Here is a 20162-nt window from a genome sequence, read left to right on the forward strand (position 1 = left end):
GGGATGTTTCTGATGGATGAACAACAACCGATTATATTGTTCGACGGGGTTTGCAACCTATGCAACGGAGCTGTCCAATTTATTATTAAAAGAGATCCGCAAGCCCGGATCTCCTTTGCTTCGTTACAGTCTTCAATCGGTCAGAAGCTTCTGGAACGGCATGAGCTGCCCAAAAGTGATTTTGATACCTTTATCATGATTGAAAATGGTAAAATCCGGACAAAATCGACCGCGGCTCTAAAAACCCTCCGATATTTAAACAGAGCGTGGAAATGGGCTTACCTGCTTATTGTTATTCCAAAACCGTTCAGAGATGCCATCTACAGCTATATTGCAAAAAATCGTTATAAATGGTTTGGAAAACAAGAACATTGCATGATACCAACCAAGGACACGAAGAAACGATTTTTACACGAATAAAATGGCCGGCTTACACAGGTAAGCTGGCCATAATACTGTTATAGAGCTTAATAACGACATAAAAAATTGCCATAACAAAAGCAAACCAAAAAATTAATTCAAATAAGATAAACCCGATCAAAGAAACAAGCGAAAGCGTCGCTTGAATCTTGTAAACAATGAAAATAAAATAAGACAGCGTCGCTATCAATATTACAGCCAAGATGAAAAGCGGCTGCTGGATGAATGCGAGAGACACTAGGCTTGATCCTAAATAAAACACGGATCCAATCCGGATTTTTTTCAAATTCTCCCCTTCAGGATCTTTGGAAAAAAAGAGCAGCGCCAGCTCCGTTATCGTATCAGCGATCAATTTAAGAGCTGAAAACAACATAAAAAATATAAGAGCGAACACGATAAATAAACCGATCCGGATTTCATTAGCTGAAAGAAACTCAAGCATGCCATTGTAAATACTATATGTTTGTAACAGCTCGGTAACATACGCAGTCGCTGCCAGTGAACACGAGGCGCTGAATAACAAAATCGAAATAAGTGGAAAATAGCTAGTAAAATAAGTGTTTTTCATAGTATTACCCTTTCTGTAGCATTCCTCACTTATTATGGACGACATGACAAGGATTGACAAGAAGAAGTTCCCCCTGATCAGAGTCCGCTTTTCAATACCTCTTCTTTCTTCACAAATCAACCTTTTCTCTGTAAAGTATACTTTATAGATTTTCTATCTATACTCTTTCATAAGGAGAGTTCTTTTTGAGAAAAACATTGCGACTCCAAACCCGTTTAACACTATTTGTTTGTATTGTAGTTCTGATATCCCTATTAATCACCTTGGTTTTCATCAGCATAGACACCGAACGGAATATCCATGACCAAGAAAAAATGGTTGCAGTACATACAGCAAAAATGGTTGCTGAATCCAATATGGTTAAGGAAGCCTTTGAAACCAAGGATTTCGATGAATTGGAGGATTATACGAACCACATACAGAAAATCACCGAGACAAAATTTATTGTCGTCATGAATATGAACGGGATAAGACTAACCCATCCGGATCCATCGAAAATCGGCAAACGATTTTCCGGAGGAGACGAAAAACCGGTACTCTCAGGAAAAGAACATATCTCAACTGCTTCGGGCACACTTGGAGACTCGCTTAGGGCTTTTATTCCTATCTATAATAATGAAGGAGATCAAGTTGGAGCTGTAGCAGTGGGAATTACCATGGATGAAATTAACGATATTATTACTGCTCATTTATTGCCCTTATATTTTGCTATCTTTATTAGCTTAGGTGTAGGTGTAATTGGGGCTGTTTTTGTCGCACGAAAGGTTAAGAACTTGATGTTCGGCATGGAGCCGGATGAAATAGCTACCATATTAAAACAACGAAGCGCCATGCTTGAATCTACAAAAGAAGGCATCCTGGCCATTGATAAAACAGGAAAAATTACGCTCGTAAACGCAGAGGCAAAGCGTCTGTTTTCAAAAATGGGGATCAGCAAAAATCCGTTAAATCAAGAACTGAAAAAACTTCTGCCAAACAGCAAGCTCTTGCAGGTAATTGAATCAAAAAAACCGCAAAACGACAGGATCATTCGAATGAACGGCTTGGAGCTTGTTTTTAATGAAGTCCCCATCCAATTAAAAGGAGAAATTGTCGGAGCCATTGCTACCTTCCGGGATAAAACTGAGGTCAAGCATCTGATGGAACAATTAACGGGGATTAAAATGTATGCCAATGCTTTAAGAGCCCAATCCCATGAATTTATGAACAAGCTTCATGTCATTCTTGGTCTCGTCCGCTTAAAAGATTACGACGAGCTCGGCGAGTATATAAAGGATATTGCGATAAATCAGCAAACAGTAACAACCGAGGTGATCAACCGAATCAAAAACCCTGTTCTTGCGGGGTTCTTGCTTGGTAAACAAAGCTATATAAGAGAACAAGGGGCTTCTTTACAAATCGTGTGTGAATCTGTCATTCCGAATACCTCTGTCTCTTCTGTCATCCATGATTTAATCACTGCGATCGGTAATTTATTAAATAATGCGCTGGACGCTGTCTCAGCATCAGAAATAAAAGAAATATCATTATCTCTTAAGTATAAAAACGATCAGCTTTTTATCGAGGTGATTGATTCAGGAACAGGAATATCAAAAGAAGAACAATCAAAAATGTTTGAGCAGGGATACTCTACAAAGGGAAAAAACAGAGGCTACGGCCTGTATTTGGTGGAGCAAAGCGTTGAGAGATTGAACGGACATATCGTCCTCATTAGTGAAAAAGGCGAGGGATCAGCCTTCAGCATCAGAATTCCATACATCCAGAAGGAGGAAAAAAATGATTGACGTTCTAATCGTAGAAGATGATCCAATGGTAGGTGAGTTAAACAAACGGTATATACAACAGCTCGAAGGCTTTAATATTATAGGAATTGCTTCGTCCTATCAGCATGCCCTTCAATTTATTAAATCGCATCAAGTGGATTTGGTGCTACTCGACATTTATATGCCGGGTAAAAATGGCATTGAGCTTTTGCAGGAAATTCGAACACAGGATGAATCAGTGGATGTCCTCATCATATCAGCCGCAAGTGAAGGCGATATCATCCGTAAAGCGATGAGGCTTGGTGCGGTTGATTATTTGATCAAGCCTTTTGAAAATGAACGATTTCACTCAGCTTTGAACGAGTACAAAAGAAAACAGGAGATTTTCTTGAACAAAAGCGGCTTCAACCAAAAAGATTTGGATCAAGAATTGCTGCTGAAAAAAGGGTCCCCAGACAAAACACAGCTTCCAAAAGGTCTGACAAAAAGTACGTTAAAGCTGATTTGGAACAGCATTCTTTCGTTTCACAGTGAAAACTTTACGACAGAAGACGTGGCGAAGCAAACAGAAATTTCTCAGGTTTCCACCAGAAAGTATTTGAAATTTTTAGAAGATATTCAAGTTGTTCACGTCGAAATGGCATACGGTACCGTAGGAAGACCTGTTTTTCAATACAAAATCAATTATAAGGAAATAAATAACATGATTCATTATCTTTAGTTTTTTATACTATCACAGTAATTGTAAAAATTAATGTTATATTTTATTACAAATTAATAGCAATTTCATTTTATTTGTTATAGAAGAATATAGTATAGAAGCTTTTTTATCAATGAAAAATGAAATCCTTCCTATAAAATTCATTTTCCGAAAAAATTTTTTCAATTTGCACAATTACCTATTTATTTATTTATCTTAAAGTGATAAATTATGAATGATTAGGTGATTATGATCCTGCGTCAGAGGTCTGAGCCGAAGAAAAAACAAAGATGGGCAGCATACATAATAGTAATATTGTCACATAAAAAAAGAGAAAGTGACATATTCCCCTTGAAGAAACAGGTCTTTTCTCCCTTCTCTTCTTGAAATCCACCTTAGATCGCCTTCTTTATAACATCTGCTGAGTCACTGAACCGTCTTAATCGCTGATAATTTAATTACAGGGGGTTTTTTAATTTGAAAAAGCGAAAAGTAGGACTTGCCCTTTCTTTAGTCTTAGCTGCTGGAACTTTCCTTACTGCATGCGGCAGCAATAATGAAAGTTCTTCCGGTGATAGTACAGGAGGAAAATCGGATTTCACAGTTGGTATGGTAACTGATACTGGCGGAGTTGACGATAAATCGTTTAACCAATCTGCTTGGGAAGGCATTCAAAAGTTTGGTAAGGATACCGGCCTTGAAAAAGGTAAGAAAGGCTACGATTATGTCCAGTCTGAAAGTGATGCGGACTATACAACGAACTTAAACCAAATGGTCCGACAAAAATTCCAATTGATCTATGGTGTTGGCTATCTTCTTGCTGAACCGCTATCAGATGTTGCTGACCAGCAAAAAGATACAAACTTTGCCATTATCGATTCAGTAGTGAAGAAGGATAACGTGGCTAGCATCACCTTTAAAGAGAATGAAGGATCGTTCCTTGTCGGAGTAGCAGCGGGCTTGTCTACCGAATCCAATAAAATCGGTTTTGTCGGCGGTATGGATTCCGAATTGATTAAAAAGTTTGAAGCAGGATTCAAAGCTGGTGTTCATTCAGTAAATCCAGATGCAGTAGTACAAGCGAAATATGCCGGTGACTTCGGTAAGCCAGAGCTTGGAAAGTCAATCGCGGAAAGCATGTACAAATCAGGAGTTGACGTTATTTACCAAGCAGCAGGCGGAACTGGCAACGGTGTATTTACAGAAGCCATCAACCTGAAAAAGCAAGATAAAAACCGAAAAGTATGGGTTATCGGTGTTGATAGAGACCAGTATGAAGAAGGCAACGTACCGGGAACCGATTCAAACGTAACATTAACTTCCATGGTTAAGCGTGTCGATTTAGCTGTTGAAGACGTTGCGAAAAAATCGAACGAAGGAAACTTCCCTGGCGGTGAAATCCTGCAATACGGCCTGAAAGAAGACGGCATCGGAATTTCCGAGCATACTGAAAATCTTTCTGAGGATACAGTAAAATCAGTGGATGAGTGGAAGCAAAAACTACTTAGCGGTGACGTAACCGCTCCTTCTACAGATGAAGAATTAAAAGAATTTATGAAAAAATAGGATACAAACCGGGATAAGGCTTTACCTTATCCCCCTTTTTTCGAGTGAAAGACATACGAAAATCTAAATTGGAGAAGGTAAAGGAAAAGTTGCAATTCATACCTGCAGCTTTTCTTTTGTTGATATCTCAATTTCATAGAGGGAGCGATTTAGCGGTGGATTACGTTATTGAAATGTTGAATATACGTAAAGAATTTCCCGGGATTGTCGCCAATGATGATATCACCCTGCAGGTGAAAAAAGGTGAAATCCATGCACTATTAGGAGAAAACGGAGCTGGAAAATCGACACTGATGAATGTTCTTTTCGGATTATACCAGCCGGAAAAAGGCGAAATACGGGTCGATGGGAAGCCTGTCAAAATCACGAATCCTAATATAGCAAATGACCTTGGAATCGGTATGGTCCATCAGCATTTTATGCTCGTCGATACCTTTACAGTCACAGAAAATATCATTCTTGGAAAAGAACCCAGCAAGATGGGGAAAATGGACGTGAAAAGCGCGTCCAGAGAGATTAAAAAATTATCAGATCAATACGGGCTGCAAATCGATCCCGATGCAAAGATTTCGGATATTTCCGTAGGCATGCAGCAGAGGGTTGAAATCTTAAAGACACTGTACCGTGGAGCAGATATTCTTATCTTTGATGAGCCTACTGCGGTACTGACTCCGCAAGAAATAACTGAGCTTATGCAGATTATGAAAAATCTGATTAATGAAGGAAAATCGATTATCCTTATCACTCATAAATTAAAAGAAATTCTGGCTGTTTGTGAAAGAGTCACAGTTATTCGAAAAGGAAAAGGCATCAAAACACTGAATGTAAGCAATACGAATCAGGATGAACTTGCTAGTTTAATGGTTGGCCGCGATGTTTCATTTAAAACGGTAAAGGATGAAGCAATCCCTGCTGAAGAAGTGTTATCCATCAAAAACCTTTCAGTTAAGGATATTCGTGGCGTTGATGCTGTCAAAAACTTAAATCTATCAATCAGAGCCGGAGAAATTGTCGGACTGGCCGGGGTAGACGGAAACGGACAATCAGAATTAATTGAAGCGATCACAGGCTTGCGGAAATCCGATTCAGGAACGATTTCGTTAAACGGGAAAGAGATTCAAAATACGCCGCCTAGAAAGATTACCCAGCAGGGAGTCGGCCATATCCCGCAAGACAGGCACAAGCACGGACTTGTTCTCGACTTTCCAATCGGAATAAATATGATACTACAAAACTATTATCTCCCGCCTTATTCAAAAAACGGCATTTTGAATTACAAAAAAATCTATGAAAAGGCAAAACAGTTAATCAGTGAATTCGATGTGAGAACTCCGAATGAATATACTGAAGCCAGAGCTCTATCCGGCGGAAACCAGCAAAAAGCGATTATCGGCAGAGAAGTTGACCGTGACCCCGATTTGTTAATCGCAGCCCAGCCGACACGCGGACTGGATGTCGGTGCGATTGAATTTATTCACAAACGGTTGATCGATCAAAGAAACAATGGCAAAGCTGTCCTTCTCTTGTCTTTTGAATTAGATGAAATTTTAAATGTCAGCGACCGAATCGCCGTTTTGTTTGAAGGGAGCATTATCGCAATTGTAGATCCGAAAGATACATCAGAACAGGAATTAGGTCTGCTTATGGCCGGCAGTACGAAAAAGGAAGCGGGGAACGAAGCTAATGTTTAAACGATTAAACAACATCCTCGTCCCTATTACAGCAATTGCACTTGGATTAATTGTTGGGGCGGTAATTATGATGATGAGCGGATACAACTTGGCTAACGGGTACTCGGCTCTTTGGAACGGAATTTTTGCAGATACTTGGACAATGGGTGAAACAGTAAGGCAAATTACACCTTATATCCTGTCAGGACTGGCGGTTGCCTTTGCCTTTCGCGCAGGGCTGTTCAATATTGGCGTTGAAGGCCAGGTCCTCGTTGGCTGGACGGCTGCAGTATGGGCAGGTACGACTATTCATGCACCAGCATACATTCACCTCCCTCTTTCCCTGCTTATTGCAGCACTCGCAGGTGGTTTATGGGGATTCATACCGGGATTTTTAAAAGCTCGTTTTTATGTCCATGAGGTTATCGTAACGATCATGATGAACTATGTAGCCCTTCATGTGACAAACTACATAATCTCAAATGTACTAACTGATCATAAGGACAAGACAGGCAGAATTGCAGAAACAGCGTCGCTCCGCTCTTCTATTTTTGAAGAGGCAACTTTTAATTCAAGAATGCATTGGGGAATTGTAGTAGCCATTATTGGCGCCATCATTATGTGGTTTATTTTAGAGAAAACAACAAAAGGTTTTGAGTTAAAAGCTGTTGGATTAAATAAACACGCTTCTGCATATGCCGGCATGAGTGTTAAGAAAAATATCATCACTGCAATGGTAATTTCCGGAGCATTCGCAGGTCTTGCCGGTGCAATGGAAGGACTGGGCACGTTTGAATACGCCTCTGTTAAAGGAGCGTTTACCGGAGTCGGCTTTGATGGAATTGCTGTTGCCTTACTCGGCGGAAATACTGCTGTAGGTGTCGTTCTTGCTGCAGCTCTTCTCGGCGCCTTAAAGGTAGGGGCATTAAATATGCCGCTTGAAGCCGGAGTACCTACTGAAGTTGTTGACATTATTATCTCTATTATTATTCTTTTCGTGGCGGCAAACTACTTAATCCGCCTCGTTAGTGCGAGAATAACGAAAAAGGGGGATAAATAAGTGGATTTGATGCAAATATTATCAATTATTGTTCCTGCTACCCTTGTTTATTCTGCACCGCTTATTTTGACAGCCTTAGGCGGAGTTTTTTCCGAAAGATCAGGTGTCATCAATATCGGTCTTGAGGGGCTAATGATTATCGGAGCTTTTTCAGGCATCGTATTCAACATCTTTTTTGCAGAAATATTCGGTTCGGCAACACCATGGGTAGGCTTGCTCGTTGCAATGGCAGCCGGCGGAATATTCTCCCTCATCCTTGCAGTTGCCGCTGTTACCCTTCGTTCAGACCAGACAGTAACCGGAGTTGCGTTGAATATGCTTGCACTTGGGACCACTCTTTACTTTGTGAGATTACTTTTTGATAAAGGACAAACAGATAAAATTCCTGTACCTTTTTATAAAGTGAACATCCCCTATTTAAGCGAAATACCATTTATCGGGAAGATTCTTTTTTCTGATGTGTACTATACGTCTGTATTAGCCATTGTCCTAGCCATTATTGCTTGGTATATCATTTATAAGACTCCCTTTGGGCTTAGAATACGCTCGGTAGGCGAGCATCCAATGGCCGCTGATACAATGGGAATCAATGTTTTTAAAACAAGATATTTTGCTGTTTTCATCAGCGGGATGTTTGGCGGGCTTGGTGGAGCGGTATACGCGACTACCATTTCTCTTGATTTTAGCCATTCAACAATAACGGGCCAGGGTTTTATCGCATTGGCAGCTCTCGTATTCGGGAAATGGAATCCGCTCGGCGCTCTTGGTGCTGCATTGTTTTTTGGATTTGCCCAAAGCTTAAGCATTATTGGATCATTATTGCCATTCTTCAGCGGAATACCAAATGTCTACATGTTAATTGCTCCATATGTATTGACAATATTGGCGTTGACAGGATTTATCGGACGTGCTGATGCTCCAAAAGCGAATGGCATCCCTTATATTAAAGGCAGAAGATAAATAAATAACTCCTAAGGTAACCGGCTGTTATCGGCCGGTTATTTTTAACAATAAAAAAATAAATGACTTTTCCGATTATTTTAATTAATTAAAACTTTTTTTATTTAATTAAATACAAAAGATGTCCCCTCTCTTTTACAATAACGAAACAAGGGGGTTACAGACATGTTGACATCAAAAGAAATGAAATCGGTTACAAAAAATACAATGATCGATGAAAACCTAAATGTGTTTCAAAAATTATTAAAATGGGAAATTGGCGGAGTTATCTCCTTCCCGGTATATGTCATTTTAGCAATCATCATTTTTTTGGCGGCATATTTTCACCAGCTTCCAAATAATATGCTGGGCGGGTTTGCGGTGATCATAATTATCGGGATGCTTCTTGGCGATATCGGCCAAAAAATCCCCATACTAAAAAATATCGGCGGACCTGCGATCTTGTCCTTATTTGTTCCGTCACTGCTGGTGTTTTATGAGGTAATTAATCCCGCGGCGTTAGCTGCCTCAGAAACATTAATGAAAACAGCTAACTTTTTGTATTTTTATATTGCCGCTTTAGTCGTTGGAAGTATACTAGGAATGAACCGAATTGTCTTAGTGCAAGGTTTCATTCGTATGTTTATCCCTCTAATCGCCGGTACGTTTGCCGCAATTAGTGCGGGACTGTTGGTTGGTGTACTTTTTGGCAGAAGTGTTTATGAGACATTTTTCTTTATTATCGTCCCGATTATCGCAGGAGGCATCGGAGAAGGGATACTTCCGCTGTCGATCGGCTACGCCGGAACCTTAAACGTGGCAAACGAACAGCTCGTTTCTCAGCTTATTCCGGCAGCTGTCATTGGCAACATTTGTGCAGTTATCGCCGCAGGCCTGCTTAAATCGCTTGGCGAAAAAAAGCCTGAACTAACAGGTAATGGCCGTCTCGTAAAATCAAATAAAGATGACGCAATTTTCAATCAAAAAGAAGCTCCATTAAAAATTGATTTAAAGCTAATAGGTGCGGGAGTACTTCTGGCGTGTTCATTCTTTGTCGTTGGCGGACTGCTTGAAAAATTCGTCCACATTCCTGGACCGATCTTAATGATTATTCTTGCAACACTTGTGAAATATATGATGCTCCTTCCTGGGAAACTCGAAAGTGGAGCGCAGCAATTTTACAAGCTAATGTCTTCCAGCTTTACCTATCCGTTAATGGTGGGACTTGGAATGCTTTATATTCCATTAGATGATGTAGTAAAAGTAATTGACTTGTCCTACGTGCTGATCTGCGCTACTGTCGTAATATCGATGTTTAGTGCAGGCTGGTTCGTTGGAAAGCTGATGAAAATGTTCCCTGTCGATGCAGCGATTGTGACTGGCTGCCATAGCGGACTTGGCGGCACAGGAGACGTAGCGATCCTTTCTGCATCAAACCGCATGGAACTTATGCCCTTCGCACAGATTTCTACCCGTCTGGGAGGTGCAGCCACTGTCATTATCGCAACGATTTTATTGAGATTTTTCAACTGAAAAAGAAAAGAGCGGCAATCGCCGTTCTTTTTTAATCCCGCATTTCAATGTTCCAGAGTTCGGGTAGTAACAATCGGGTAATTACCTGTTTCAACGCCTCCACTAGCATTTCCTAATGCATTCCCCCACTGGTCTAAGGTTCGCCTTATCTTTTCACAACTCTGATATATTCTCTTGCTTCAAAAGGAACCTCTTGATTCTCAAAATCTGCCACGTATAACGGGAAAAGGATATCAGTTTCTTCGATTTCTTTTAGTTTATTCCTGTACTCTGATAATGCTGCCGCTCCTAAGATCACAGTGAAAATTCCGATACTGATCATTGCTTTTATCTTCATATGCCACCTCTTATTCCAGCTTGAGCGAAAAATTCTAAAAGTATGCAAATTCCATTTCATTTGTTAAAATAATTTCAAGGTCAAAAGATCTTTAATATTCTTTTTCTATACAAAGTAATTTTTTTACAGCATTTGAACAAATACTAGCTAAAGAAGGAGGTTTACCATGTCAATGCTGCATCTCGCCATTTTGTCACCGCTTCTGTTTGCTTTTTTTATCCCCTTCTTATCGAAATATTTACGTAAAATACATACTGGTTGGTTTGTCCTTGTCCTTCCTGTGCTGTTATTTGTTTATTTTATTCAAATGATCAAGTTAACAATGAGCGGAATTGAAATTTCGAGAACCTTCGATTGGATTCCGTCACTCGGGATTTATTTTACAGCGAGAGTAGACGGACTGAGTCTGCTGTTTGCTCTTTTGATTACGGGGATAGGAGCATTAGTGACACTTTATAGTATCTATTACATGTCTAAGAAAAAAGAAGATTTAGGGTCATTTTATGTTTATTTCCTAATGTTCATGGGAGCAATGCTCGGGGTAGTACTAATCGATGACCTTCTCGTATTGTATTTATTTTGGGAGCTCACTAGCTTGTCGTCCTTCCTGTTAATCGGTTTTTGGAATCAACGCAGTCGTTCCCGATATGGCGCAGCAAAATCATTATTAATTACTGTATTTGGCGGATTGTCAATGCTTGGCGGATTCATTTTGTTGTACATAATGACAGAAACCTTCAGCATTCACGAAATGATGATGCAGGCAGACATCATAGCCGCACATCCTTACGCACTGCCGGCATTGATTCTGATCCTATTAGGTGCTTTTACAAAATCTGCACAATTTCCTTTTTACATCTGGCTGCCGGACGCAATGGAAGCCCCGACACCAGTCAGTGCTTACCTGCACTCTGCGACGATGGTTAAGGCAGGTCTTTATATTGTTGCCAGATTCACTCCTATCTTTGCTTTAACCTCAGAATGGATGTGGATTGTTACGCTGACAGGTATATTTACGCTATTCTGGGGGTCGTTTCATGCTGTGAAACAAACGGATCTGAAAGGGATTCTCGCCTTTTCAACTGTCAGCCAGCTCGGAATGATAATGAGTATGCTCGGCGCCGGTTCTGCAGCTTACCATTATGACCATTTTGAATATTACTCAGTTGCAATTGTGGCTGCTATTTTTCATTTAATTAATCACTCAACCTTTAAAGGAAGTCTCTTTATGGCGGCGGGAATCATTGATCATGAAACCGGAACAAGAGATATTCGCAAGCTTGGCGGTCTTATGACCCTCATGCCCATTACCTTTACAATTGCATTAATTGGAACATTTTCAATGGCCGGGCTCCCCCCTTTTAATGGATTTTTAAGTAAAGAAATGTTTTTTACAAGTATGCTTCACCTGTCCGAAGTTGATATTTTCAATTTTGATACGTACGGAATGCTTTTCCCAGTGCTTGCTTGGATTGGCAGTGTATTCACTTTCATATACAGTATTCGACTATTGTTTAAAACATTTTTAGGGAAGCATCAGCCAGAAAAATTAGAAAAAGCGGCCCATGAAGCTCCTCTTGGGATGCTGATCTCACCGGTTATTTTGGCATCACTTGCGATTGTTATTTTTTTCTTTCCAAGTTTGATTGCCTATACTCTGATTCAACCTGCTGTATCAGCAATTTTGCCGGGGCTTCTGAAGGAAGGAGAATATTTCGATGTTCATATTACCTGGTGGCACGGATTATTCTCGCCTGAACTTCTTATGACAATCGCAATTGTTGTAATTGGAATAATCGCTTACGCAACATTGCCTAAGTGGAAAAGGATCTACCGTGCATTTCCTGACAGGCTCTCATTAAACAATGCGTACGACCATCTGTTGGCGGGACTGCAGAAAACATCAAGTAAGATTACAAAAACGTATATGACGGGATTTTTAAGAGATTATTTAAATTATATTTTTGTTTTCTTTATTCTTATGCTTGGCGGAACGCTCATTTTTACCGGAAGCTTTGCTTTTCAAACGAAAGGTTTGGCAAATATCGGGGTTTACGAAATGATCTTGTCTCTAGTCATGGTTATATCAGCTTTGACGACTATCTTAGCCAGGTCCCGCTTAGCGGCCATTATCGCCTTGGGAGTCGTGGGGTATTCACTCGCGTTATTCTTTGTTATCTTTCGAGCACCTGACTTGGCGCTTACTCAGCTGATTATCGAGACCATTTCAGTCGCCTTGTTCTTGCTGTGCTTTTACCATTTGCCAAAGCTAAGGTTCAAACCGAAAACAGTAAGGTTTAAACTGACGAATTTGATCATATCAGCGGGTGTTGGTCTCGTTGTCACTTTAATTGCTATTGCAGCGCAAAGCCAAAGATCTTCAGAAAGCATTGCAGATTTTTTTATAGAAAACAGCTACAAGCTGGCTGGCGGCAAGAATATCGTAAACGTCATTCTCGTCGATTTTAGAGGATTTGATACGTTATTTGAGATAACTGTGCTCGTTATCGCCGCTCTTGGAATTTACGGACTGCTTAACCTGCAAGTAAACAAGGAGGGAGAAGAGAGATGAACGGACACGATACAAACGATTTGATACTGCAAACCATCACAAAGGTAACTAGTTTCATCATCCTTCTTTTTTCTTTTCATTTGTTTTTAGCAGGCCATAATAACCCCGGCGGCGGATTCATTGGAGGGTTAATGACATCATCAGCTATCGTTCTGCTATTGCTCGCTTATGATCTGAAAACCGTTAGACAAGCTCTGCCAATTAATTTTATTTACGTGGCTGCTGCCGGTTTATTAATTGCGATTTTAACAGGGGTCGGATCATTTCTGTTTAATGTTCCGTTTTTGTCCCATTCATTTGGGTATTTTCAGCTGCCTATTCTCGGTAAAACGGAGCTTGCAACAGCGGTGCTTTTTGATATCGGGGTTTATCTTGTCGTTGTAGGCATCACAATGACCATTATTCAAACGATTGGAGAGAAAGAATAGTGGAAATTTTAATGTCAATTGTTATTGGAATTATTTTTATGACAGCAACCTACCTTATGCTGAGTAAGAGCTTGCTGCGAGTCATTGTGGGTACAGCTCTTCTCAGCCACGGAGTACATTTGCTGCTCTTAACCATGGGCGGCTTAAAAAGAGGAGCGGCACCTATCCTTGATAAAGGAACATCTTCTTACGTCGATCCGCTCCCTCAAGCTTTAATATTAACAGCCATTGTCATTTCGTTTGGAGTCACTTCTTTGCTGCTGGTCATGGCTTTTCGCGGCTATCAAGAGTTAAAGACAGACGACATGGATGTAATGAGGGGAAATGATCAGAATGAATAATTTCGTGATACTGCCAATATTACTACCGCTTTTAGCAGCTGTGCTATTAATATTTATGAACAAAAATATTTTGCTACAGAGATGGTTCAGTGCGCTTGCATCCTTTGCAGCTGTTATTGTTGCAGGACTACTTGTACAATCTGTCTTTACAGACGGGATACAGACTTTATATGTGGGAGGCTGGGAAGCCCCTTTTGGAATCACACTGGTCGCTGATCAGTTTGCAAGCCTACTGGTTCTGACTACTGCCATTATTGGGTTTCTCACTATCCTATATTCCTTTCGTACAATCGGAAAAGGGAGAGAAAAATATTTTTACTATCCTGCCGTTCAGTTTTTATTGGTCGGTGTAAGCGGAGCATTTTTAACCGGAGATATTTTTAACCTATTTGTATTTTTTGAAGTTTTGCTTATGGCTTCCTATGTTTTAATCGTGCTGGGCGGTACGAAGATTCAGCTTCGGGAATCTCTGAAATATATCGTTGTGAATATCATTTCTTCCGCTCTCTTTGTCATAGCAGTCGCTTATTTGTATGCCGTAACGGGTACGTTGAATATGGCCGATTTAAGTGTAAGAATTTCGGAAATGCAAGACACAGGTATCATAACTGTCATTTCTATTTTGTTCTTAATTGTTTTCGGATTAAAAGGAGCCATCTTCCCTCTGTACTTCTGGTTACCCGGCTCATATTACGCTCCGCCGGCACCAGTTGCTGTCCTTTTTGGCGCACTGCTCACAAAGGTAGGAGTCTATGCAATTACGAGAGTATTTACGCTAATTTTCACACAGGATACCGGATTTACCCATGAAGTTCTAATGTGGATGTCTGCACTCACCATTCTATTTGGCGTCATTGGCTCTCTCGCATACTGGGATGTACAAAAAATTATTATTTATAATATTATTACGGCAGTAGGTGTCATTCTTATCGGTGTAGCGGCAAACACACCTGCTGCCCTGCAAGGATCCATCTATTATTTGCTGCATGACATGATTATTAAAGCGGCTCTGTTTATGCTCGGAGGTATTTTGTTTGTTATTGCCGGAACGAACAATCTGAAGAAAATGGGAGGTTTGATCAAAAGATATCCATTGGCTGGCTGGCTTTTTCTTATCTCAGCAGTTTCACTCGCCGGAATCCCCCCTTTCAGCGGATTTGTCGGTAAGCTGAAAATTGCCGAGGGTACGTTTACAGCCGGTCGATTTGGAATGGCGTTGCTTGTCTTGCTATCGAGTCTTCTCGTCCTTTATTCGATCGTAAAAATATTTATATTCGCCTTTTGGGGAGAGGAAAAAGACATGGACAAGGAGGAGAAACCTGATATTAAAAAAATGGTTTATCCTGTTGTTCTTGTTTTGCTCCTTTCACTCGCAATTGGTGTCGGAACAGAGTTTGCAGCGCCTTATATTCATCAGGCAGCGGATACACTTCAATACCCGCAAAAATACATTGAAGCTGTTTTGAAGGAGTAGATAAAATGGCATATCAAATTTTATTAAATGTTCTTCTCGCCTGTTGCTGGATGTTTTTAATTGATACTTACTCAGGGACCAGCTTCTTTATTGGTTACGTTTTAGGTATACTTTGCTTGCTGATTATGCGCAGATTTTTTTCTGAACGATTATACTTGATGAAAGCCTGGGCAATCGTGAAGCTGCTTATTATCTTTATTAAAGAAGTGATTATAGCAAATATTAGTGTATTAAAAACGATTCTGTCACCAAAATCAAACTACAAGCCCGGAATTTTTGCCTTTCGTACAGAATTGAGAAACGAATGGGAAATCACGGTTCTTTCATCAATGATTACTCTTACTCCAGGTACGCTTGTCATTGACATCTCTGATGATCGCTCAATTCTTTATATTCATGCCATGGATATCGATGATGCGGAAAAAGCGATCCACGACATTCGTGTATCTTTTGAACTAGGCATCATGGAGGTGAGCCGCTAATGTTTGAGCTAATCATTTACACAGCATTGGGAATATTAGCATTGTCTACGTTTTTATATGTGATACGTGTAATTAAAGGGCCAACTGTTCCAGATCGCGTCGTCGCCTTGGATTCGATCGGAATCAATTTAATCGCCATTACCGGCCTGTTATGTATATTACTCAATACGAGTGTCTTTTTAGATATCATTCTATTGTTTGGAATACTGGCGTTTATTGGGACCGTAGCTTTTTCAAAATTTCTTGAGAAAGGAGAAATCATCGAGAATGATCGTCGCCGCTAAAATATTAATTGCTTATCTCATCATTCAAGGTGCTTTGCTTTGTTTAATCGCTGCTGTAGGAACATTAAGGCTGCCTGATGTTTATACGAGAATGCATGCTTCCTCGAAGGGGGCTACGCTTGGAGTAGCCAGCGTACTGCTCGGCGTATTCTTTTATTATTGGTTCATAAATGGCGTCTTCTCCGGAAAAGTCCTGCTGGGCATTGTTTTTATATTTTTAACAGTGCCGGTTGGCTCCCATCTGCTGGGAAGAGCTGCCTACAGTGTCGGCGTTAAGCTCGATAAACGAAGTGTTCAAGATGATTACAAAGGCCATCGAAATTTTGTCATCAAACATAAGGATGATTCTTATCTTTAAATTTTGAAAAATATTTAGCCGCCCTGCTTCATAAGCAGGGCGGCTTTACTTATCGTATGTATTAATTCGGTCTTAGCGTTTGGTGATAATCGCCATCGTACATCTCGAAATACAAATCAGCCGATGATTCTCGTCCTTGATTTCAATTTGATAAACGATAGTGCTTCTTCCTATATGTAATGGGGTTGCTTCAGCCCGCACAATGCCAGACTGAACGGATTTTATATGGTTGGCATTGATTTCGAGCCCAACGCAAGCTTGTTTTTCCTGATCAATGAGCTGGGATGCTCCGAAGCTTGCCACAGTTTCCGCCAGCGCGACAGAAGCCCCGCCATGCAGCTGTCCAAAAGGCTGCCGCGTCCTGTGATCAACAGGCATAGTAGCTACACAGCGCTCTGGAGAGCATTCCTCCATCTCAATCCCGAGCGCTTCCATCATTGTATTTTGAAAATCCATCTCCATTTCTCCTTGTTACGAATCGAGTACGCCTTCAGATTTAGCAATTAAGACGGCTTCTGTTCGTGATCCCACATTTAGCTTGTTAAAAATTGACGTAAGGCTATATTCAATCGATCTCTTGCTTAAATGAAGAACATCCGCAATTTCTTGATTCGTCAATCCCTGTTCAACCTCCTGAAGAATCAGGCATTCTCTTTCCGTTAATAGCTCGTGCTCATTATTATTCTGTGATTTCGATTTTTTATGAGTAATTAGCTGTTTTAAATAGGGAAACGGAACTAAAATCTCATTATCTATGACATGAGATATGTATTTAATAATTTTCTCCTTCGATTCCGCTTTGCTGATGGCTCCATACATTCCGGCTTTAATCGCCTCATCAAAATAATCATCAACCTCATATCCAGTATAAACGACGATCTTACATGAAGGATACGCTTCCAATATCTTTTTTGTCAGATCGATTCCATTCACATTTCCGAGATTCAGATCCATTAAAATGACATCATATAATGAAAAATCATTATTTTTCACGAATTCATCTTCACTGGAATGGGGATTAAGACAGTCAACTACATATTCCTGATTCGTCTCAAGTATTGCTTTTGTCCCTTCCATAACAGCCGGATGATCATCAATAACCAGTAATTTTTTCATAGTTTCCTCCCTCATCATCACTCATACTTATTTTATATAGAAAGAGAGCGTATTGGCAAGCATGATCAAGAAAAATGGAAGAATAACAAATAAACTTGGGGAACAACCAAGTTTATTTGTACTATAAATATAAATTCATAACAGCTTTAAATCCTCTGCCAACATCCGTTTCAATTTGAAGATCTCCATTCAATGCCCGAACTCTTTCTTGAATACCCGAAAGTCCCATGCTGCCCGATTCCTGTGCATTCAAATTCTTCTTATCATAGCCGACGCCATTATCTTCATAATGCAAAACAATTTTATCCTTTATGCAAACGAGCATAATTAAGACATACGTAGCTTGAGAATGCTTTGCCGTATTTGTAAGAAGCTCTTGAATAATTCGATAAATATTCAGTTGAGAGTCCAGGTCCAATGAAGCATTAAACCTTTCCGAATTCAAGCGTACATCAATGGAAGTCGACTCCTTATATTGGGATATCAGCTTTTTTAATCCCTTCACCAAACCAAGATCATATAGTAGCTGCGGCCGAAGCTCCTGCAGCGTCTCTCTCGTCGTCTGAATAACATCCGTCATTTTTTTGTCAATATTTTGAATCTGGCTATTTACACGATCACGATCTTCTTTATTCCCGTCAAGGAGAACCTCACATTGCCGTTTCAACGAAATTAAATCCTGCAATACAGAATCATGAAGGTCTCTGGCTAAATGTGATCTTTGCTTTTCTTCTATTGCAAACATAAGATTTTTAAGCCATGCAGGATTGGAGCCTTCTTTTTTCACTTCCTCCAAATGATCCATCAATTCTTCTATTTTAATGAAATTCTCTAACGAAACACTAGTATAAAAAGAGAGCGTCTCCAGCCATGAAATTTCATCTCTGGTAAGCTTAGGGGTATTTAAGACGGAAAGGCACAAAATGACAAAAGACCGCTCTCCTCGTTCGCCGATTTTTAATACGAAACCCTTGTCAATTTCGACAATCTTCCCAATTCCCTCAGTCACATTAATTATTTCCGCAGTATATGGTTCCCATTCACGTTTCTGATCCTTCTCTTCGCTTAATCTTTTAATGGAACCATCGGTCTTCACTTCTAAAACAAGCGCTTTACTGACAATCAACACGTCTAAAATCGTATTTTTCAGCTCAGTCAATACCTGATTCAAAGATGTTGCACTCCGAATCAGCTGCGTAAACTTATAAATGCTGTCCTGATAATTAAACTTCTCTGAAAAACGCTTTAATCGGAAACGGAAATCGAGAATTTCTTTTAAATAAAAAACCGCAAGAATTATTAAATACGTAAATACGATATATTTAATCGTAGTAAATCCAGTCGAAGCCTCTCCGCTTAAAAATGTAAAAACTATTGCTAAAAGAATCGTAGGCAAAATACTTAAAAACCCATAATACTTAAATCTCCCCAACAAAAACTCGATATTGTATATTTTTGTCGCCACAAATTGATAGACAAGCGAAAAAGGAATAAGCAACAAAAAAGGAACAAGATACACAGCAGAAAAAATAAAATCACCATAGAAAACAAAAGGCAGAACATAAAGCAAAATAAATGGAGTAAAAGCAATACAATTATTAAGAAATAAAATTCTCAATAGATACGCTTGCTCTGAAAATTTATACTTTATTAACCCATATAAGATAAAAGAAAACGAGATAATCAAGATAACTAAAAATGAAATCAGTATTATATTTTTGGAAAGATCATAAGATATATGAAAAAATTCTCTGAAATAGTCAATTAAAGAAACTATTAAACCAATAGGGTACAACAAAAACAATATTTTACTATTAAAAAATTTCTTTCCAGTTTCTTTGAAATATTGATATATAAAATGAAAATATAACACAGGTACTTCTAAAAAAGTTAAAAATGTAAGGCTCTTACTAAAAATATCTCCTCTGGCGGTTGCAACTCCACCCATATATGAGACAGAGGTAACCAATAAAAAAAGAATTAATATAAATGCAGATGGCAAATTTAAATTTTTATTTGATTTCAAAATAAAATAAATACAGTAAAGACATAAAAAATAGAATAAAAATGGGATAACTAGCATAAATAGATTCTCAGAACTAATTAAGCTATAACCTAGTTGAAAATGAATAGTTTCATTTCCTCTTTTTATCATAAATGATTGTAAATTTTCATCAACTATAGATAATTTTCCATTTGGATGTTCTTCATTAACCTCAGTAATTATATCTCCTATTTTTACATGTAGACCCGCAGCAAGAGATCTAGGTTCGATATCAATTACTTTTAGATAACCTTCATTTGTTTCTGTTACTTTCATTCCTGATTGAATTGGATTTATATGAACAGTAATCATATAAATCATAAAAGCGATGCTCAAAAATATAGCAATATAAGCAACTTTATTTAAATTTACTCTCATAAAAACCATCCTAACAAAGCAGGCTCCTCTAAGAAAGAACGTATTAAATTAAACAGATATCAATTAACTATTATATAATAATTTTTACAAGTTTTACTTTCTACTATGAATTTAATTTTAAAAAGAATA

General features: G+C 39.2%; 20 protein-coding genes. 15 read left to right on the plus strand and 5 right to left on the minus strand.

Annotation, left to right across the window (positions count from 1 at the left end):
- Nucleotides 1–9 precede the first annotated feature (9 nt).
- Entirely contained in the window at nucleotides 10–420 is a 411-nt protein-coding gene (locus tag AM592_RS11855) for a thiol-disulfide oxidoreductase DCC family protein (RefSeq protein WP_098945307.1), read from the plus strand.
- 10 nt (nucleotides 421–430) lie between these two features.
- Here AM592_RS11855 and AM592_RS11860 read toward each other — a convergent pair whose 3' ends face one another.
- Nucleotides 431–988 carry a DUF5366 family protein gene (locus AM592_RS11860; RefSeq protein WP_053606092.1) on the minus strand — a complete coding sequence of 186 codons (558 nt, stop codon included), beginning with the start codon at nucleotides 986–988 and terminating at the stop codon, nucleotides 431–433.
- A gap of 185 nt (nucleotides 989–1173) precedes the next feature.
- Here AM592_RS11860 and malK point away from each other — a divergent pair, with 185 nt between their 5' ends.
- The 7 genes from malK to AM592_RS11895 all read left to right on the plus strand — a co-directional run bounded on the left by malK (nucleotide 1174) and on the right by AM592_RS11895 (nucleotide 10219).
- The gene (malK, locus tag AM592_RS11865) at nucleotides 1174–2772 is read left to right on the plus strand and encodes a malate sensor histidine kinase MalK (protein WP_053603976.1); all 1599 of its coding nucleotides are present in this window, start codon (nucleotides 1174–1176) and stop codon (nucleotides 2770–2772) included.
- Complete coding sequence (locus AM592_RS11870) at nucleotides 2765–3472, plus strand: response regulator (RefSeq protein ID WP_053603977.1); 708 nt, start codon at nucleotides 2765–2767, stop codon at nucleotides 3470–3472. Before malK ends, AM592_RS11870 begins: the two co-directional genes overlap by 8 nt.
- Before the next feature lie 456 nt (nucleotides 3473–3928).
- Complete coding sequence (locus AM592_RS11875) at nucleotides 3929–5017, plus strand: BMP family lipoprotein (protein WP_053603978.1); 1089 nt, start codon at nucleotides 3929–3931, stop codon at nucleotides 5015–5017.
- A 155-nt stretch (nucleotides 5018–5172) separates the two neighbouring features.
- On the plus strand, nucleotides 5173–6708 hold the full coding sequence (locus AM592_RS11880; protein ID WP_053606093.1) for an ABC transporter ATP-binding protein: 1536 nt from the start codon (nucleotides 5173–5175) through the stop codon (nucleotides 6706–6708).
- A complete protein-coding gene (locus AM592_RS11885; RefSeq protein WP_053603979.1) occupies nucleotides 6701–7747 on the plus strand; it encodes an ABC transporter permease in 1047 nt (348 codons plus the stop codon). The genes AM592_RS11880 and AM592_RS11885 overlap by 8 nt, the downstream gene beginning before the upstream one ends.
- A complete protein-coding gene (locus tag AM592_RS11890; protein WP_053603980.1) occupies nucleotides 7748–8707 on the plus strand; it encodes an ABC transporter permease in 960 nt (319 codons plus the stop codon).
- Nucleotides 8708–8914: 207 nt separating this feature from the next.
- On the plus strand, nucleotides 8915–10219 hold the full coding sequence (locus tag AM592_RS11895) for a 2-hydroxycarboxylate transporter family protein (protein WP_376773384.1): 1305 nt from the start codon (nucleotides 8915–8917) through the stop codon (nucleotides 10217–10219).
- A 145-nt stretch (nucleotides 10220–10364) separates the two neighbouring features.
- Here the strand turns inward: AM592_RS11895 and AM592_RS11900 are convergent, their stop codons facing one another.
- Nucleotides 10365–10556 carry a hypothetical protein gene (locus tag AM592_RS11900; RefSeq protein WP_053603982.1) on the minus strand — a complete coding sequence of 64 codons (192 nt, stop codon included), beginning with the start codon at nucleotides 10554–10556 and terminating at the stop codon, nucleotides 10365–10367.
- Nucleotides 10557–10722: 166 nt separating this feature from the next.
- Between AM592_RS11900 and AM592_RS11905 the strand changes: the two genes are divergently transcribed.
- From AM592_RS11905 to mnhG, 7 genes are read left to right on the plus strand one after another with little or no spacing between them, the layout of a single operon-like run.
- Entirely contained in the window at nucleotides 10723–13128 is a 2406-nt protein-coding gene (locus AM592_RS11905; RefSeq protein ID WP_053603983.1) for a Na+/H+ antiporter subunit A, read from the plus strand.
- Entirely contained in the window at nucleotides 13125–13556 is a 432-nt protein-coding gene (locus AM592_RS11910) for a Na(+)/H(+) antiporter subunit B (RefSeq protein ID WP_053603984.1), read from the plus strand. The genes AM592_RS11905 and AM592_RS11910 overlap by 4 nt, the downstream gene beginning before the upstream one ends.
- Complete coding sequence (locus AM592_RS11915; RefSeq protein ID WP_053603985.1) at nucleotides 13556–13897, plus strand: Na(+)/H(+) antiporter subunit C; 342 nt, start codon at nucleotides 13556–13558, stop codon at nucleotides 13895–13897. Before AM592_RS11910 ends, AM592_RS11915 begins: the two co-directional genes overlap by 1 nt.
- Nucleotides 13890–15371, plus strand: a complete 1482-nt coding sequence (locus tag AM592_RS11920; RefSeq protein WP_053603986.1) for a Na+/H+ antiporter subunit D — start codon at nucleotides 13890–13892, stop codon at nucleotides 15369–15371. The genes AM592_RS11915 and AM592_RS11920 overlap by 8 nt, the downstream gene beginning before the upstream one ends.
- A 5-nt stretch (nucleotides 15372–15376) precedes the next feature.
- Nucleotides 15377–15853 (plus strand): Na+/H+ antiporter subunit E, encoded by a 477-nt coding sequence (locus AM592_RS11925; RefSeq protein WP_053603987.1) that lies wholly within the window; start codon nucleotides 15377–15379, stop codon nucleotides 15851–15853.
- Nucleotides 15853–16137, plus strand: coding sequence for a Na(+)/H(+) antiporter subunit F1 (locus tag AM592_RS11930; protein ID WP_053603988.1), 285 nt, complete (start codon nucleotides 15853–15855; stop codon nucleotides 16135–16137). The genes AM592_RS11925 and AM592_RS11930 overlap by 1 nt, the downstream gene beginning before the upstream one ends.
- Complete coding sequence (gene mnhG, locus AM592_RS11935) at nucleotides 16121–16495, plus strand: monovalent cation/H(+) antiporter subunit G (protein ID WP_053603989.1); 375 nt, start codon at nucleotides 16121–16123, stop codon at nucleotides 16493–16495. The genes AM592_RS11930 and mnhG overlap by 17 nt, the downstream gene beginning before the upstream one ends.
- 72 nt (nucleotides 16496–16567) lie before the next feature.
- Here mnhG and AM592_RS11940 read toward each other — a convergent pair whose 3' ends face one another.
- From AM592_RS11940 to AM592_RS11950, 3 genes are all read right to left on the minus strand, one after another.
- Nucleotides 16568–16951: a hotdog fold thioesterase gene (locus AM592_RS11940; protein WP_053603990.1), complete on the minus strand. Its 384-nt coding sequence runs from the start codon at nucleotides 16949–16951 to the stop codon at nucleotides 16568–16570.
- A 15-nt stretch (nucleotides 16952–16966) separates the two neighbouring features.
- Complete coding sequence (locus AM592_RS11945) at nucleotides 16967–17611, minus strand: two-component system response regulator ComA (protein ID WP_053603991.1); 645 nt, start codon at nucleotides 17609–17611, stop codon at nucleotides 16967–16969.
- Nucleotides 17612–17732: 121 nt separating this feature from the next.
- Entirely contained in the window at nucleotides 17733–20033 is a 2301-nt protein-coding gene (locus tag AM592_RS11950) for a sensor histidine kinase (RefSeq protein WP_053603992.1), read from the minus strand.
- Nucleotides 20034–20162: the final 129 nt, after the last annotated feature.

The organism is Bacillus gobiensis, assembly GCF_001278705.1.
Taxonomy (GTDB): Bacteria; Bacillota; Bacilli; order Bacillales; family Bacillaceae; genus Bacillus; species Bacillus gobiensis.